The sequence below is a fragment of the Haloarcula ordinaria genome (genome assembly GCF_029338275.1).
In the GTDB taxonomy this organism is placed as follows: domain Archaea; phylum Halobacteriota; class Halobacteria; order Halobacteriales; family Haloarculaceae; genus Haloarcula; species Haloarcula ordinaria.
On sequence record NZ_CP119789.1, the window covers coordinates 714,467 to 729,293 of the forward strand.

Below are 14,827 nucleotides of genomic sequence, written 5' to 3' on the forward strand. Positions count from 1 at the left end.
AGGGGCATTACTACCATAATTCTGATATACGAATCGGTCACGTGCCGCAATCGTCCGCGTTGCTCGGTGAGACGGTAGTACGGTTCACTATTTTCTTTTGACAAGTTCGAAGTCTTTAAGTGGGTCGCTACGTGAGAGTGAGGTACAATGGCAGACTGCATCGAGTGTGGGGCCGAAGTGTCCCTGCACGACGACCTGGAAGTCGGAGAGATCGTCGACTGTACCACCTGCGGTGCCGAACTCGAAGTCGTCGGCACGGACCCGGTCGAGCTCGACAGCGCCCCCGAGCTCGAAGAGGACTGGGGTGAGTGAGGTGGCTGCGGCGGCACGGCGTGACGTGTCAGCACACACCGTGGGCCGCGTCGAGGTGGCAGCATGAAGGTCGGCCTCCTCTACTCCCGCATCCGCAAGGACGAGAAGCTCCTGCTCTCGGAACTGCGCGAGCGCGACCACGAGGTCGAGAAGATCGACGTCCGCAAACAGCAGTTCAACATCAGCGAAGCGCCAGAGGCGTTCACGGACCTCGACATCGTCGTCGACCGCTGTCTGGCGACCTCTCGCAGCGTCTACGCGACGAAATTCGCGAAGGCCTACGGCGTGCCCGTGGTCAACGGCCCCGAGGTCGCAGAGACCTGCGCGGACAAGGTCAAGAACAGCCTCGCGCTGGTCGAGGCCGGCGTCCCGACGCCCGATACGGACGTGGCGTTCACGAAAGACGCCGCACTGGAGTCCATCGAGGACTTCGGGTACCCGTGTGTGCTCAAGCCCGTCGTCGGGTCCTGGGGCCGCCTGATGGCCAAAATCGACTCCCGTTCGGCCGCCGAGGCCGTCCTCGAACACAAGGCGACCCTGGGGCACTACGAGCACAAGATATTCTACGTCCAGGAGTTCGTCGACAAGCCCGGCCGCGACATCCGCGTGCTGGCGACCGACGGCGAACCCGTCGCCGCGATGGTCCGCTCGTCGGACCACTGGCTCACCAACGCCGCGAAGGGCGCGGAGACCGACACCTTCGAACTGGACGACCGCGCGCTCGAACTGGTCGAGCAAGCGTCCGACGCTGTCGGTGGCGGCCTGCTCGGTATCGACCTGATGGAGGTCGGCTACGACGAGGAGACCGGGGACTTCGAGGACTACACCGTCCACGAGGCCAACCACACCGTCGAGTTCAAGGCGCTGAACGAGGTCGCCGACGTCGACGTGCCCTCGAAGGTGGTCGACTGGCTCGAATCGACGGTCGAAAACGAGAGCGGCGCGGAGGTGCTGTCGTGACGTACTCCGCGAGCGTCGTCGGCGGCTCCGGCTTCACCGGCGGCGAACTCCTCCGCCTGCTCGACGGCCACCCCGAGTTCGAACTCGCACAGGCCACGAGCCGGTCGAAGGAGAACAAGACCATCGGCCACCAGCACCCGAACCTGCGCCACTCGGACCTGCGTTTCTCCTCGCCCGAGGACTTAGCCTCGGTCGACGTCCTGTTCGCCGCGACGCCACACGGCGTCTCGATGGAGCAGATCGACGAATTCCAGGACGCCGCCGACACGGTCGTCGACCTCTCGGCGGACTTCCGCCTCTCGACCGAGGCGCAGTACGACGAGTGGTACGACGGGCACACGCGCCCGGAACTGCTGGAGCAAAGCGAGTACGCCCTGCCCGAACTCAACCGCGAGAACCTGGCGGGCGCGGACCTCATCGCCTCCGGCGGCTGTAACGCCACGGCGACGATTCTCGGACTCTTGCCGCTCTTCGAACACGACGTCCTCAGCGGTGACGAGCAGGTCGTCGTCGACGTGAAGGTCGGTTCGAGTGAAGGTGGGGCCGGCGGCGGCGAGGCCTCCTCGCATCCCGAGCGCTCGGGCGTCGTCCGCCCCTACGCCCCGACGGGCCACCGCCACGAGGCCGAGATTCAGGAGTTCCTGGGGCTGGACGTCTCCTTCACCGTCCACGCGGTGGACATGGTCCGGGGCGCGAGCGCGACCTGTCACGTCTTCCCCGACGGCCCCGTCTCGAAGGGCGACCTCTGGGGCGCGTACCGCGGGGAGTACGAGGACGAACCGTTCGTCGAACTCGTCGCGGGCGGCGGTGGCGTCTACCGCTACCCCGAACCGAAGGCCGTCGCCGGGACGAACAAGGCCGAGGTCGGCTTCGAACTCGACCCCGGCAACAAGCGCGTCGTGGTCTTCTCGGCCATCGACAACATGATGAAGGGGTCGGCCGGCCAGGCCGTCCACGCCGCGAACGTCGCGCTCGGTATCGAGGAGACGGCGGGCCTGGAGTTCCAGGGGCTCCACCCCGTCGGCGCACCGTAACACCTGGAGAGGCTTTTCAATGACTGTAGTAATCAAAGTCGGTGGCGCTCGCGCGGTCGACCCCGCGGGGGCGCTTGCGGACGTCGCAGCACTGGTCGCAGACAACGAGGACGTCGTCGTGGTTCACGGGGGCTCCACCAAAGTCGACGAGACGCTCGAACGACTCGGCGTCGAACCGGAGTACGTCGAGACCCCCTCCGGCGTCGTCGGCCGGTTCACCGACGAGACGACGATGGAGGTGTTCGAGATGGCGTTCGGCCACCTCAACACGCAACTGGTCGCCGGGCTCCAGAGCCTGGACGTGGACGCCGTGGGTCTCAACGGCGTCGACGGCAAGTTGCTGTACGGCCCCCGCAAGTCCGCCGTGCGGGTCGTCGAGGACGGCACAAAGAAGATACGCCGTGGTGACCACTCGGGGACGATCAAGCAGGTCAACGGCGACCTGCTCGAATCGCTCCTTTCGGACGGCTACACCCCCGTCGCCGCCCCGCCGATGGCGGGCGACGACGACGGCGAGATTATCCCCGTGAACACCGACGCCGACCGCTCGGCAGCGGCCATCGCCGGCGAACTCGACGCGACGCTCGTCCTGCTGACCGACGTCGAGGGCGTCTACGCGGACCCCGACGACCCCGGGACGCTCATCGAGTCCGTCGAGACGAGCGACGACTGGGCCGCGCTCGAAGCGGCCGCCGAGGGCTTCATGGGGCGGAAGATTATGGCGGCCGAGGAGGCGCTCGACGGCGGCTCCCCCGAGGTCGTCGTGGCCGACGCCAACGCCGACGAACCGATTCTCTCGGCGCTTTCCGGCGGCGGAACGCACGTCCACGCGAGCGCACTTCAGGAGGACACACAATGACCGGATTCGTCTTCAACGAGAAACCCATCCAGATCGAACGCGGCGACGGCGCGTACGTCTCCGACGACAGCGGTACCGAGTACCTCGACATGGGGGCCTCTTACGCCTGCGTCCCGCTGGGCCACGGCCACCCTGCGGTTCAGGAGGCCGTCACCGAGCAGTTCGAGAAACTCACCTACGTGCAGGCGTCGTACCCCAACGCCGCGCGGACGGCGCTGTACGAACTGCTGGCCGACACCGCGCCGGACCCCATCGACAAGACGTGGCTCTGTAACTCGGGGACGGAGGCCAACGAAGCGGCCCTGAAGTTCGCCCGCTCGGCGACTGGAAATTCGAAAATCGTCGCCACGATGCAGGGCTTCCACGGCCGCACGATGGGCTCGCTCGCCACGACGTGGAAAAACAAGTACAAGAAGCCCTACGAACCGCTCGTCGGCGACGTGGAGTTCGTGCCCTACGACGACGCCGAGGCGCTCGCGGAGGCCATCGACGACGAGACGGCGGCGTTCATCGTCGAACCCGTCCAGGGCGAGGGGGGCATCAACCCCGCCTCCAAAGAGTATCTCCAGACAGCCCGCGAGCTAACCGAGGACGCCGGCGCGGCGCTCGTCTTCGACGAGGTCCAGACCGGGATGGGCCGGACCGGCGCGCTCTGGAACTCCACGCGAGCGGCCGTCACGCCCGACATGATCACGTCGGCGAAGGGGCTGGGCAACGGCTTCCCCGTCGGCGCGACGCTCTGTCGGGACTGGATCGCCGAGGACTACGGCTCGCACGCCTCAACGTTCTCCGGTGGCCCGGTCATCTCCGCCGCGGCGGGCGCGACCGTCTCGGCGCTCATCGAGGAGTCGGTGCCCGGTAACGCCGCCGTGATGGGCGAGTACCTCCAGACCGAACTCGAAGCGGCCATCGGCGACGAGGTGCGTGACATCCGCGGCGAGGGCCTGATGGTCGGCGTCGAGGTCGGCCGCGGCGCCAACAAGGCGCTCAAGCAACTCGCCCTGAACCACCAGGTGCTCGCGCTGCCGGCGGGTCGCACGGTGGTTCGCCTCCTCCCGCCGCTGACCATCGACGAGTCCCACGTCGACGAGGTCGTCGACGCGCTGACGGAGGTGCTCACATGAGCGAGGTCCAGGCCCGCGAGGTCGACAGCGAGGCCCGCGAGCTCCTCGAAGACGTCGTGCGCATCCCCTCCGTCTCGCGCAGCGAGGGCGACGCAGCAACGTCCCTCGCGGCGTTCTTCGAGGCCCACGACCGCGAGGTGTGGATCGACGAGGTGGGCAACGTCCGCGCGCCGGCCGACGACGGCGTCCTCCTGACCTCACACATCGACACCGTGCCGGGTGACATCCCGGTGCGCGTCGAGGAGGGTGACGACGGCGACGTGCTCTGGGGCCGTGGCTCCGTGGACGCGAAGGGGCCGCTGTGTGCGATGGCCGTCGCGGCCGTCCGCACCGGCGCGTCGTTCGTCGGCGTCGTCATGGAGGAGGTCGACTCGACGGGCGGGCGCTACCTCGTCGAGGACCGCGAGTCGGCGCCCGACGCCGTCATCAACGGCGAGCCCTCCGGCTGGGAGGGTATCACGCTGGGCTACCGGGGCCTGCTCGGTGGGACCTACGTCGCCACCAGCGAGTCGGGCCACTCCTCGCGCCCGGAGAACAACGCCATCCAGGACGCCATCGACTGGTGGTCGGCCGTCGAGGCCGAGTTCGACCCCGACGAGTGGATGCCCGTCTTCGAGCGGGTCACCTGCAAGCCCGTGGACATCGACGGCGGGATCTCCGACGACGGGCTCTCGGTGGAGACGACGATGGAGGTCCAGCTCCGGGTGCCGCCGGAGTACACCACCGATGAGATTCGCGAGATCGCTAGTGGCTACCTCACCAACGGGACCGTCAACTGGAACGACCAGGTCGAACCCGTGATGCAGAGCCCCCGGACGCCGGTCGCACGGGCCTTCCGGGCGACCATCCGCCAGCACGGCGGCGAACCCCACATGCTCCGGAAGACCGGCACCAGCGACATGAACGTCTACGCGAAAGCCTGGGACTGTCCGATGGTGACCTACGGCCCCGGGGACTCGGACCTCGACCACGCGCCGGACGAACACATCCACCTCGCGGAGTACGACCGCGCGGTCAGCGTCCTCATGGACGTCACCGACCGCCTCTTGGAGGACTGACAGTGACGATGCACCTACTCGACGTCGACGACCTCACGACCGACGAACTGCACGCCGTCCTGGACCGCGCCGCAGAACTCAAGGCCGGCCGGGCGGAGGGAACGCGCAACGACCTGCTCGACCAGCAGACGCTGGGCATGATATTCGAGAAACCCTCGACGCGGACCCGCGTCTCCTTCGAGACGGGGATGACACAACTTGGCGGCCACGCCATCTTCCTCGGCCCCGACGACATCCACCTGGGCCACGGCGAACCGGTCAAGGACACCGCGCGGGCGCTGGCCCGCTACACCGATTTCATCATGGCCCGCGTCTACGACCACGCGGACGTCGAGCAACTCGCGGCGTACGCGGACGTCCCGGTCATCAACGCGCTGACCGACGACGCCCACCCGTGCCAGACGCTCGCGGACCTGCTGACAATCCGCGAACAGTTCGGCGGCTTCGACGCCTCCGTCGCGTGGGTCGGCGACGGCAACAACGTCTGTCAGTCGTTCGTGCTCGGCGCGGCGATGACCGGCCTCGACCTCACCGTCGCCACGCCCGAGGGCTACGAGGTCGACGACGCGGTGCTCGACCGTGCGGCGGAACTCGGCGAGGCCCCCGAGACGACCCACGACCCCGAGGCGGCCGTCGAAGATGCCGACGCGGTCTACACCGACGTCTTCGTGAGTATGGGCCAGGAGGACCGCCGCGAGGAGAAGCTCGCGGAGTTCGACGGGTTCCAGATCACCACGGAGCTGCTGGGCGACCGGGTGCTGATGCACTGCCTGCCCGCCCACCGCGGCGAGGAGGTCACCGACGACGTCGTCGAGAGCGACAACGCCATCGTGTGGGACCAGGCGGAGAACCGGTTGCACGCCCAGAAGGGGCTGTTAGTCTGGTTGAGTGAGCAGGCATAGGGGAACCACCAGCATACAGCGAACGCAGCGAGCCGTTTCCCCGGGCCCGAACGAAGTGAGGGTCCGGCAGTTTTTCCCCACGTTTTTGCGAGGAGTGGTCGTGAGCGGAGCGAACGACCCGACGAAGTAAAAAGTGGCTGCCGGACCAGGCGGAGAACCGGTTGCACGCCCAGAAGGGGCTGCTTGTCTGGTTGAGTGAGCAATAGCGAGAGTCCGAGGGAAGCGAGGGGTCTCGGACCGGACCGGGACTGCTGGTGTGGCTGGCCGAGCAAGAGTCGCACCGCGAACGGAACGAGCGGTTTTCTCAGGGTTTGTGCGACTGCTGTTCTGACGGACTGAGTGCATCCAGCGCAGAACTGCGGGTGCCGGAGAGGACGGAGGGCGCGAGTGGTGAGCGACAGCGGGGACTCGGAACCGAGGGCGGCCGGCCCTGCGGGCCCGCCTATTTGGCCGTGTGCGCGGTGGGGACGTCGCCGTCCGTCTCGCGAACCGGGATGCCCCGCGAGCGGAGGGCGGATTCGAGTTTCGCCGGCGAGACGCCGCCGTGCGCTGCCGCTTGCTTCAGCGTGAGTGTCCGGTTCCGGTACAGCGTCAGTGCGGCGGTGAATGATTTGCGTGACATTCGTCCAACGTCTATCGACAGCGCCTACTAGATATTAAATCTATAGGCTGATTTTGACACGGACTAACACAGTATAACTGGTGAAATAGAAACAAACAGACCAAAACAAACCGTCATTTTGGACAATCTCCTATTCTAACACTCTCAGAATCCGCCGAACTTGTCCCGCCGATAGACGTCGAGTTCGTTGACCGTCGTCGGCGGCGTCTGGGCCAGGGCGAACGCCGCGGCGTCGGCCACCTCCTCGGGCTCGGTGACCTCGCCGGGGTCGAACCGCTCCTCGAACGGCTCGCCCTCCTCGCTCCCGAACTCCGAACGGACCTCCGTCGGGTTGACGACGGTGACGCCCACGTCGTCGCCACCGACCTGGCCGGCGAGACTCATCGCGAAGCCGCGGACCCACCACTTCGTCGCGGCGTAGACTGGGTTGAACGGGCGGGGGTACTGGCCGGCGAAACTCCCGATGAACACGATGTTCCCCGCGCCGTCCCGGAGGTGGGGCAGGGTCTCGCGGGCGGTGTAGAACGCGCCGTCGACGTTGACGTCGGTCATCGTCCGGTAGTCCTCGTCGGTCATCGCCTCGACGTCGCTCCCCAGCGCGAGGCCGGCGTTGACGACGACGCCGTCGAGCGAGCCCAGCGTCTCGACGGTCGATTCGACGGCGGCCGCCACCGCCGCCGGGTCGCTCACGTCGGCCGGTACGACGTGTGTCTCGACGCCGAACGCCTCGGCGACCTCGTCGGCGATGTCTCTGAGACGGCCCTCGCTGCGGGCCAGGAGGGCTACGTCGGCCCCGTCGGCGGCTACCCGTCGAACTGTCGCCTCGCCGATGCCTGCGCTCGCGCCCGTGACCAGAACGACTGTGCCGTCGAGTGAGTCGGTTGGCATAGCTCCCACCGCGCGCGAGTCCGATATAGAAGTTGTGCCGGACGACCGCGCTCCGGACGCGTCCCGGTGGTCACTCTTCGCGCAGTGCCGACGCGATGGCCTGGAGCTGGGCCTTCCGGAACTGTCCTTCAGCCTCCTCGGGGTCGTCTGACTCCAGTTCGCCGATCTTCCAGAGGATGCCGGCCCGCATCTGTGGCTTCGACGGGAGTCGCGCCGTGTCGATGTCGTAGCCGACGGCTTCGCAGACGGCCGCGAGCGTCTCCTTGGTGAATCCCGAGGACACCTCGCGCTCGAAGCGACCCACCGCGGTCCGAATCTCGTTTCGCAGGTCGTGGACGGTCTCGGCCATACCGGGAGTGCCGGTGCGGTCCGTTGTGGGGTTTGTGGTTCGGCGCTCGCCGGTGGCACGCACCTTCATCTGTCCGCCCGGCGACTGTCAGCCATGGAGTATTTCATCACGGGCGCGACGGGGTTCGTCGGCGGCCACGTCGCACGGCAGTTGCTCGCGGACGGGCACGAGGTGGTCGCCCTCGCCCGGACGCCGTCGACGGCGACCGATCTCGAAGCGGCAGGCGCTCGGGTCGTCGAAGGGGACATCACTGACAGGGAGAGCATGCGCGAGCCGATGACGGGCGTCGACGGCCTCTTCCACGTCGCCGGCTGGTACGACGTCGGCGCCGCCGACCCGACGCTCGGCGAGCGAATCAACGTCGAGGGCACCCGCACCGTCCTCGAACTGATGGCCGAACTGGACGTCCCGAAGGGCGTCTACACGAGCACGTTGGCGGTCAACTCCGACACGAACGGCCAGCTGGTCGACGAATCGTACACCTATGCCGGCACCCACTTGACCGAGTACGACCGGACGAAATGGGCGGCCCACCGCGAGATGGCCGAGCCGATGGTCCGCGACGGACTCCCGCTGGTGACGGTCATGCCCGGACTGGTGTACGGCCCGGGCGACACCAGCGTCTTCGGCGACGCGCTCCGGGATTTCCTTCGTGGGGAGTTTCCGGTCGTCCCGCGCGAGGTGGCCTACTGTCCCGGCCACGTCGAGGACGTCGCGCGCGCCCACGTCCTGGCGATGGAGCGCGGGACGCCCGGCGAGGACTACATCGTCGGCGGCGACCCGGTGACGCTCGTCGAGCTGTTCGAGACGGTTGCCGAACTGAGCGGACGGGACCCGCCACGAGCCGTCCCGCCGTGGCTGTTTCGGGTGCTCGCGCCGGTGGCCGGCCTTCTCGAGAGTGTCGTGACCCTCCCGAAGGACTACCGCGCCGAGAGCCTGCGCGTCCTCGCCGGCGCCACCTACCTCGGCGACAACTCGAAGGCGAAGGCCGAACTCGGGCTCGAACACCGCCCCCTCCGTGAGGGACTGCGAGCGACCGTCGAGCACGAACTGGCACGGCTCGAAGCGTGAGGTTCCACCCGAAACGGCACCCTTTTCGATACGTTTGGCAACGTTTCACAGGGCCTGTCGGTGGTTCGGCGGGTCCTGCCTGCCTACCGCCTGGTTTGTCGCCCGTCGCAGAACGAACCGAACGCCGTGTGTCGGCGTCAGTTCGGCGGTTCGTCGCTGGTCCCCGGGACGCCCCGGCCCTGATAGAAGTCCCCGCCCCAGTTGCCGACCCAGATGTCCTGGTTGGCCAGGTAGAGCGCGTCGGCGGTGTAGAACCGGTCGTCGGTGACCGACCACTCGCCGGCGTCGGTGTCGTACTCGATTTCGCCGTTGTAGACGGCAGCCTGCCCGAATTCGCCGCCGGCGTTCGGTGGGAGCGGCGGTTCGGCGGGATTCGACTGGCTCACCGACGGCGGGCGCTGGGCGCGCTGGAGGCGGCCACGGTTGAACGTCTCGTCGAAGAACTCCGCGAACAGCGGTCGCACCTCCCTGTTCCCGAGCACGGCGTCGGCGGCGTTCAGCCCGCCAGTGATGTCGCCCGCGTCCCTCGCCGTGATGGTGTACGTCGAGTCATCCGTACCGGAGGCGAACGTACCGGCGTCGGCGTCCCACAGCTCGTCGACCATGTAGCCGAGGGCGTCGCTCGCGGTGCTCTCGTGGTCCACGCCGTCGAGCTGAGAGGCCCACAGCAGACCCTGCGCGACGATGCCCTGCGTGGCGGCCTGGTTGACGGCGCCGTTCTCGACCAGACCGTTGGCCCCGAGGTTCGACTCGACGACCTCGGCGAGGCCGTTCGCGTAGTCAGCGGCGGCCGACCGCAGTTCGCCACTTCCGGCTTGCGGGCCGTAGTACCCGACTGCACCGAGTAGCAGTCCGACCGAGCGGGTCGACTCCTGTTGTGCCACGTCCGCCGGGCTGAACAGGCCCATGGTCGTCTCGGCGACGCCGTCCGCGATCTCCTGGATGCCGACCGGCGGGTCGAAGACGGCGTCGGCCCCGGCCTCACGCGGGAGCAGCGGGCGCGGGTTCTCGTAGCCGAACCACCCGTTCTGGGCGAGGCTGGTCATGTCCGAGAGGAACCACAGCATCGCCGCGTGGTGGTGGGGCCGTCTGGTCTCGTCGACGATTTCGCCCGCGGCCGGCCGGTACTCCGAGAGGAACTCGAAGGTGTCGCCGTGGGTCAGCGCGCCGTTGCCCCGGGAGCCACCGACCAGAATCGCGGCGTTGATGCCGACCTGGGCCAGCGTCGACAGCAGTTGCGCGCGGAACTTCGGCTGTATCTCGTCGGGCAACAGATCGAAGTGCGCCTGGAAGTTCTTCGCCCACGTGACGCCTTTCAGGTGGGTCCAGGCGAGCGAGGACGGGCTGACGATGCCGGAGGACTGCTCTGGGTCCCACGCCAGCGTCTCGGCGTTCGGCCGCCCGGACTCGCCACCGAGGTCCGGTCGCTGTGTGAAGTGGGGGTCGCCCTCGGTGAACGCCGCGAACGAGAGGTTCGGGTTCTGAATCGGCGGCGCCTCGTCGCCGGCGGTCTCGAGCATCGCCGGGAGGCGCTGGTCCCGGAGCTGTGCCATCTGGTCGTTCAGCGGGAACGGGACCCCATTGGCGCTCATGGCGATGTTCGTCGACATGTTGTACAGCGAGTACCAGTAGGCGTCGAACGTCGCCGTCGCGAAGTCGTAGGCGGCGGCTTGGTTGCCACCCGAGCCGCCGGATGGGTCGCCGGCCACGACGGCCCCTTTCATTCCGAGCGACTCGTGGGGCGAACAGACGTACTTCGTCATGCCCGCGCTGTCGAACGTCTGCTCGAAGGTCGTCCCGCCGTCGCTGACCGGGTCGCCGCTCGTGAACGAGTCGTCCTGTGCCACCACGTTGTGACCGCCGCCGTTCCCGGTCCACTCCCAGGTGACTGTCGTCCCGGGGTCGACGTGGACGGCCGGCGGGTCGAACGCGAAGGCCCCGCCGTTGCCCGACGCCCCGACCGAGACGGTGACCGAGGACTGTCCGGTCCGGTCGACCGTCCCGTCGAAGTTGTCCGTGTCGGCGAACCAGTCGCCGTAGTCGAACTCGGCTGGCGTCGCAGTTCCGGTCGATGTCGCCGTCCTTCCCCCGTCCGTCTCCGTCTGTGTCTCCTGGCTTCCCGGACTGCTCGTGGATTGACAGCCCGCGAGGCTCGCCAGTGTGCCAACCGTCGCCGCGAGGACCGTTCGTCTGTCGTACATCGGTACCTGCCGGTTCAGAGGTCGGTCGTATACCGCTACCTCGACCGGGTGAGGCCGGGACACTCACCACGAACCACTAAATAGCGACGCGAGTCCTCCGTGATGAGTGCTGTGTGCTGATGCGCCCGTGTCCCCAACGCACACACCCGAACCCTGACCACGTGGGTGAGTACTAAGAGACTGGCGCGGCTACACGCAGTCGATGGACCCGCTCGAGATAGAGGCCGGCGAGGCCGACATCGAGGAGATACTCGACGTACTCGAGAGCGGTCGCCGGGTCGTCGTCACGACGGAGTTCCTCGGTGGTTCCCACGAGGTCACGCTCCGGTACGACGACGTCTGGTACTGCGATACGCCCACGCGACTCCACAAGCACGAGAGTCGCGACGAGATGCGGACCTGCCTCGAACGCCAGGGGTACGCTCGGGCGTGACCCTGGGACCGGCACCCAGGTGAGCTCGGGGTAACGACCCCGTTTATGCGCAATGCGATGCTACTGTGGCGTACATGGCAGTCAACTCCTCACCCAACCGGTTCCGCGAACTGATGGTCGACGACGAGCCCGCCCTCGACGAGGTGATGGCGTGTGTCTTCGGCGTCCAGTCCCACGAGGTGCGGACCTACCGGACGCTGCTCGAGAACCCGAGCAGCACCGTCGAGGAGCTCGCGAACGAGCTCGACCGGGACCGGTCGAACGTCAACCGGTCGCTGTCGACGCTCCGGGAGAAGTCACTCGCGAAGCGACAGCGTCGCCTGCTCGACGGCGGCGGCCACGTCTACCAGTACACCGCGATGCCGCTCGACGAGACCCGCGAGCTGATGCACGAGACCTTGGACCAGTGGGCCGAGGCCGTCCACGAGCAGATAGACGCCTTCGACGCCGAGTAAGCGCTCTGTCAGAGTTGTCGCCGGTGTTTACTTGCGCAGTTCTCGGTGTAGAGCACCAGAAAGCCCCCGGACGCTCGGCTCCTGCGACTCGCTGTCGTCCGAACATCGAAGATTTTCGTGATCACGAAAGACCGCCGGTCTTTCGAACGACGCGCTTCCCTCGCTCACTCCGTTCGCTCGGTCCAGTGCTTGCGTCGTCTCGAACGCCGAGCGACCGGCCCCTTTCAGGCTGTTCGCACGCACAATCGCGTAACTAAACACGACTGCGCCGCCAACCGTCCGACTTTTGCCTCCCCACGCCGTGGCACCGACAATGGCCGACCTGCAACTCACCGACGAGGTACCTCCGGAAGCCGACGACGGCGTCTGGCTCGCCTGTATCGAGTGTGGCGAGACTTTTGCCCCCTTCGACGACGTCATCTACACCTGCGAGGAGTGTGACGGATTGCTCGAGGCTCGCTACGCCGACCTCCCGACCTTCGAGGACTTCGAGGGTCAGGGTGTCTGGCGCTACAGCGCAGCCCTGCCGTTCGACGAGGGCGTCTCGCTGCCCGAGGGTCACACGCCGCTGCACCGCGTCCCCCGCCTCGAGGACGAGGTCGGCGTCGAGAGCCTCCGCGTGAAACACGAGGGCATGAACCCGACCGGGTCGTTCAAGGACCGCGGGATGACCGTCGGTGTCCGCGTCGCCAAGGAGGTCGGCGTCGACCGACTGGCCTGTGCCTCGACCGGGAACACGTCGGCGGCGCTGGCGGCCTACGGCAGCCGCGGCGGGATGGAGACGCTCGTGCTCCTGCCCGCCGGCAAGGTCGCCGCGGGGAAGATCGCCCAGGCAGCCCTCCACCAGGCTCGTATCCTCGAGGTCGACGGCAACTTCGACCAGTGTCTCGACCGGGTACAGGACCTCGCGGCCCGGGGCGAGGCGTACCTCCTGAACTCGCTGAACCCGTTCCGCCTGGAGGGTCAGAAGACCATCGGCCTCGAGATAATGGAGGAACACTACGCCGACTACGGCGAGTACCCGGACCGCATTATCCTCCCGGTCGGCAACGCCGGCAACACCGCCGCGTTGTACAAGTGCTTCCGCGAACTGGTCAAGGCGGGCGCCATCACCGAAGACCAGGTGCCGAAACTCACCGGCGCCCAGGCCGAGGGGGCCGCCCCGATGGTCGAGGCCATCGAGGAAGGGTTAGAGGAGACCCGCCGCTGGGAGGACGTCGAGACCCGCGCGACGGCTATCCGCATCGGCAACCCGGTCAACGCACCGAAGGCCCTGCCCGGCATTCGCGAGACCGGCGGCACCGCCGTCGCCGTCTCCGACGAGGAGATCACCGAGGCCCAGCGCGCGCTCGCCGGCGAGGGCGTGGGCGTCGAACCCGCCTCCGCCGCCTCCGTCGCGGCGCTCCGGAAACTCCGCGACCGCGGCGACGTCGAGGACGACGAATCCGTGGTCTGTCTCACGACCGGCCACCTGCTGAAGGATCCCGATGCGGCCGCCGAAGCGGGCAACGACCCCGAACCGGTGCCCAACGACACCGACGCCATCCTGGAACTCATCGACGAGGGGTCGTCAGTCGCGGACACGGTCCGGCGACAGGCGTCGAAGGCTGCCGACTCGCCGTCGTTACCCGTACTGATTGCCGGTGGGCTCGGCCTCGCGTACCTCTACCGGAAGCTCCGCTCGAAGGAGTAGGGCCAGCGGGCGGCGCCGACGAGAACTTTTTGTCATCTCCACGAGAAGACTCGTGCAGATGAACCCTGCTCTCCCGGACCGAACGGCCGTCCCGCTCGGTCCGTCGACTATCCGCCGGCGGTGGGACCGATGACCGGCGTCTACGAGCGCGCGCTCGGTGACGTGACCGCCGACCTGCATCCGAAGGTCCGCGAGCGCTACAGTATCGGCCCCGAGGACGGCGTCACCGTGGGCCGCGGCGAGATGGACATCCTGCGAGGGACCCACGTCCTGCCGGTGCTCTATGCGATGACGGCCCGCGACATGCTCTTTCCCGAGGCGGGCCACGACGTCCCGTTCACCGTGACGACCGTCGGCTACGAACTCGACGGTCACGAGGCGATGACGACCCGTCGGGAGTTCCACTTCGACCACCGGACCCGCCGCTTCGACACGGTGACGGTGTGGGACAGCGCTGGCGAGCGCCTGCTCGATTTCCTGGGTCGCGGTGGCCTCGTCGCGACCGAACTCCATCCACGCGTCGAGGACGGCGCGCTCGTCGTCGAAGCGGGCCGCCAGTGGGTCCACCTCGGCGACCGCTACGTCGAACTGCCGGCCCCACTCGTCGCCGGTGTCGAAGTCAGCGACCGCTATGACGAGACCGGCGAGCGCTACCACGTCCTCGCGAGCGTCGAGAACCCACTGGCCGGCCACGTCCTCAGCTATCGGGGCTCGTTCACGCAGGCACTGACCGAACGGGAGGAGGTCGGCGACCTGCGACCGATTCGTCGCCTCGAGCGCCTGCCGCCGCGGTGAGCGCGCAGGCGACACCCGGCCGACACCCCTTGACGCCTGTCGGCCCGGATTTCTCTCGTCTTGCCCCCTCC

15 protein-coding genes and 1 pseudogene are annotated in these 14,827 nt (G+C 67.7%); 12 read left to right on the forward strand and 4 right to left on the reverse strand.

The genetic code is table 11. The annotated features are described in order from the left end of the window. The first annotated feature begins 147 nt into the window (after window positions 1-147). From lysW to argF, 7 genes are all read left to right on the forward strand, one after another. Window positions 148-312: a lysine biosynthesis protein LysW gene (lysW, locus tag P1L41_RS03730; protein WP_276297529.1), complete on the forward strand. Its 165-nt coding sequence runs from the start codon at window positions 148-150 to the stop codon at window positions 310-312. Window positions 313-375: 63 nt separating this feature from the next. Then, window positions 376-1,272, forward strand: coding sequence for a lysine biosynthesis protein LysX (gene lysX, locus P1L41_RS03735; protein WP_276297530.1), 897 nt, complete (start codon window positions 376-378; stop codon window positions 1,270-1,272). After that, window positions 1,269-2,306, forward strand: coding sequence for an N-acetyl-gamma-glutamyl-phosphate reductase (gene argC / locus P1L41_RS03740; RefSeq protein ID WP_276297531.1), 1,038 nt, complete (start codon window positions 1,269-1,271; stop codon window positions 2,304-2,306). Before lysX ends, argC begins: the two co-directional genes overlap by 4 nt. A 19-nt stretch (window positions 2,307-2,325) precedes the next feature. Next, entirely contained in the window at window positions 2,326-3,165 is an 840-nt protein-coding gene (locus P1L41_RS03745; protein WP_276297532.1) for an acetylglutamate/acetylaminoadipate kinase, read from the forward strand. Next, window positions 3,162-4,289, forward strand: a complete 1,128-nt coding sequence (locus P1L41_RS03750; protein ID WP_276297533.1) for an aspartate aminotransferase family protein — start codon at window positions 3,162-3,164, stop codon at window positions 4,287-4,289. The genes P1L41_RS03745 and P1L41_RS03750 overlap by 4 nt, the downstream gene beginning before the upstream one ends. Beyond that, complete coding sequence (locus P1L41_RS03755) at window positions 4,286-5,347, forward strand: [LysW]-lysine hydrolase (RefSeq protein WP_276297534.1); 1,062 nt, start codon at window positions 4,286-4,288, stop codon at window positions 5,345-5,347. Before P1L41_RS03750 ends, P1L41_RS03755 begins: the two co-directional genes overlap by 4 nt. A gap of 8 nt (window positions 5,348-5,355) precedes the next feature. Next, entirely contained in the window at window positions 5,356-6,249 is an 894-nt protein-coding gene (gene argF, locus P1L41_RS03760; RefSeq protein ID WP_276297535.1) for an ornithine carbamoyltransferase, read from the forward strand. A gap of 442 nt (window positions 6,250-6,691) precedes the next feature. Here argF and P1L41_RS03765 read toward each other — a convergent pair whose 3' ends face one another. The 3 genes from P1L41_RS03765 to P1L41_RS03775 all read right to left on the reverse strand — a co-directional run bounded on the left by P1L41_RS03765 (window position 6,692) and on the right by P1L41_RS03775 (window position 8,108). After that, window positions 6,692-6,871, reverse strand: a complete 180-nt coding sequence (locus tag P1L41_RS03765; RefSeq protein ID WP_276297536.1) for a DUF7317 family protein — start codon at window positions 6,869-6,871, stop codon at window positions 6,692-6,694. A gap of 144 nt (window positions 6,872-7,015) precedes the next feature. Then, a complete protein-coding gene (locus P1L41_RS03770) occupies window positions 7,016-7,759 on the reverse strand; it encodes an SDR family oxidoreductase (RefSeq protein ID WP_276297537.1) in 744 nt (247 codons plus the stop codon). Window positions 7,760-7,829: 70 nt separating this feature from the next. Next, the gene (locus P1L41_RS03775; RefSeq protein ID WP_276297538.1) at window positions 7,830-8,108 is read right to left on the reverse strand and encodes a hypothetical protein; all 279 of its coding nucleotides are present in this window, start codon (window positions 8,106-8,108) and stop codon (window positions 7,830-7,832) included. A 93-nt stretch (window positions 8,109-8,201) separates the two neighbouring features. Between P1L41_RS03775 and P1L41_RS03780 the strand changes: the two genes are divergently transcribed. After that, entirely contained in the window at window positions 8,202-9,179 is a 978-nt protein-coding gene (locus P1L41_RS03780; protein WP_276297539.1) for an NAD-dependent epimerase/dehydratase family protein, read from the forward strand. A 1,676-nt stretch (window positions 9,180-10,855) separates the two neighbouring features. Here P1L41_RS03780 and P1L41_RS18585 read toward each other — a convergent pair. Further along, a pseudogene (locus P1L41_RS18585) lies at window positions 10,856-11,338 on the reverse strand (halocyanin domain-containing protein); the annotation flags it as partial. 244 nt (window positions 11,339-11,582) lie between these two features. Between P1L41_RS18585 and P1L41_RS03790 the strand changes: the two are divergent. The 4 genes from P1L41_RS03790 to P1L41_RS03805 all read left to right on the forward strand — a co-directional run bounded on the left by P1L41_RS03790 (window position 11,583) and on the right by P1L41_RS03805 (window position 14,756). After that, on the forward strand, window positions 11,583-11,813 hold the full coding sequence (locus P1L41_RS03790) for a DUF8001 family protein (RefSeq protein ID WP_276297541.1): 231 nt from the start codon (window positions 11,583-11,585) through the stop codon (window positions 11,811-11,813). A 74-nt stretch (window positions 11,814-11,887) separates the two neighbouring features. Continuing rightward, a complete protein-coding gene (locus P1L41_RS03795; protein WP_276297542.1) occupies window positions 11,888-12,268 on the forward strand; it encodes a helix-turn-helix domain-containing protein in 381 nt (126 codons plus the stop codon). Window positions 12,269-12,581: 313 nt separating this feature from the next. Further along, a complete protein-coding gene (thrC, locus tag P1L41_RS03800; protein ID WP_276297543.1) occupies window positions 12,582-13,961 on the forward strand; it encodes a threonine synthase in 1,380 nt (459 codons plus the stop codon). A 129-nt stretch (window positions 13,962-14,090) separates the two neighbouring features. Next, window positions 14,091-14,756 (forward strand): DUF4166 domain-containing protein, encoded by a 666-nt coding sequence (locus P1L41_RS03805; RefSeq protein ID WP_276297544.1) that lies wholly within the window; start codon window positions 14,091-14,093, stop codon window positions 14,754-14,756. Window positions 14,757-14,827: the final 71 nt, after the last annotated feature.

Bases quoted from the DNA above. Each gene is read 5' to 3' on its own strand.
- P1L41_RS03805 (WP_276297544.1), top strand. From the start codon at position 14,091: ATGACCGGCGTCTACGAGCGCGCGCTCGGTGACGTGACCGCCGACCTG.
- P1L41_RS03795 (WP_276297542.1), top strand. From the start codon at position 11,888: ATGGCAGTCAACTCCTCACCCAACCGGTTCCGCGAACTGATGGTCGAC.
- P1L41_RS03770 (WP_276297537.1), bottom strand. From the start codon at position 7,759: ATGCCAACCGACTCACTCGACGGCACAGTCGTTCTGGTCACGGGCGCG.
- P1L41_RS03775 (WP_276297538.1), bottom strand. From the start codon at position 8,108: ATGGCCGAGACCGTCCACGACCTGCGAAACGAGATTCGGACCGCGGTG.
- P1L41_RS03780 (WP_276297539.1), top strand. From the start codon at position 8,202: ATGGAGTATTTCATCACGGGCGCGACGGGGTTCGTCGGCGGCCACGTC.
- P1L41_RS03765 (WP_276297536.1), bottom strand. From the start codon at position 6,871: ATGTCACGCAAATCATTCACCGCCGCACTGACGCTGTACCGGAACCGG.
- P1L41_RS03790 (WP_276297541.1), top strand. From the start codon at position 11,583: ATGGACCCGCTCGAGATAGAGGCCGGCGAGGCCGACATCGAGGAGATA.
- P1L41_RS03745 (WP_276297532.1), top strand. From the start codon at position 2,326: ATGACTGTAGTAATCAAAGTCGGTGGCGCTCGCGCGGTCGACCCCGCG.
- lysX (WP_276297530.1), top strand. From the start codon at position 376: ATGAAGGTCGGCCTCCTCTACTCCCGCATCCGCAAGGACGAGAAGCTC.
- P1L41_RS03755 (WP_276297534.1), top strand. From the start codon at position 4,286: ATGAGCGAGGTCCAGGCCCGCGAGGTCGACAGCGAGGCCCGCGAGCTC.
- lysW (WP_276297529.1), top strand. From the start codon at position 148: ATGGCAGACTGCATCGAGTGTGGGGCCGAAGTGTCCCTGCACGACGAC.
- thrC (WP_276297543.1), top strand. From the start codon at position 12,582: ATGGCCGACCTGCAACTCACCGACGAGGTACCTCCGGAAGCCGACGAC.
- argF (WP_276297535.1), top strand. From the start codon at position 5,356: ATGCACCTACTCGACGTCGACGACCTCACGACCGACGAACTGCACGCC.
- P1L41_RS03750 (WP_276297533.1), top strand. From the start codon at position 3,162: ATGACCGGATTCGTCTTCAACGAGAAACCCATCCAGATCGAACGCGGC.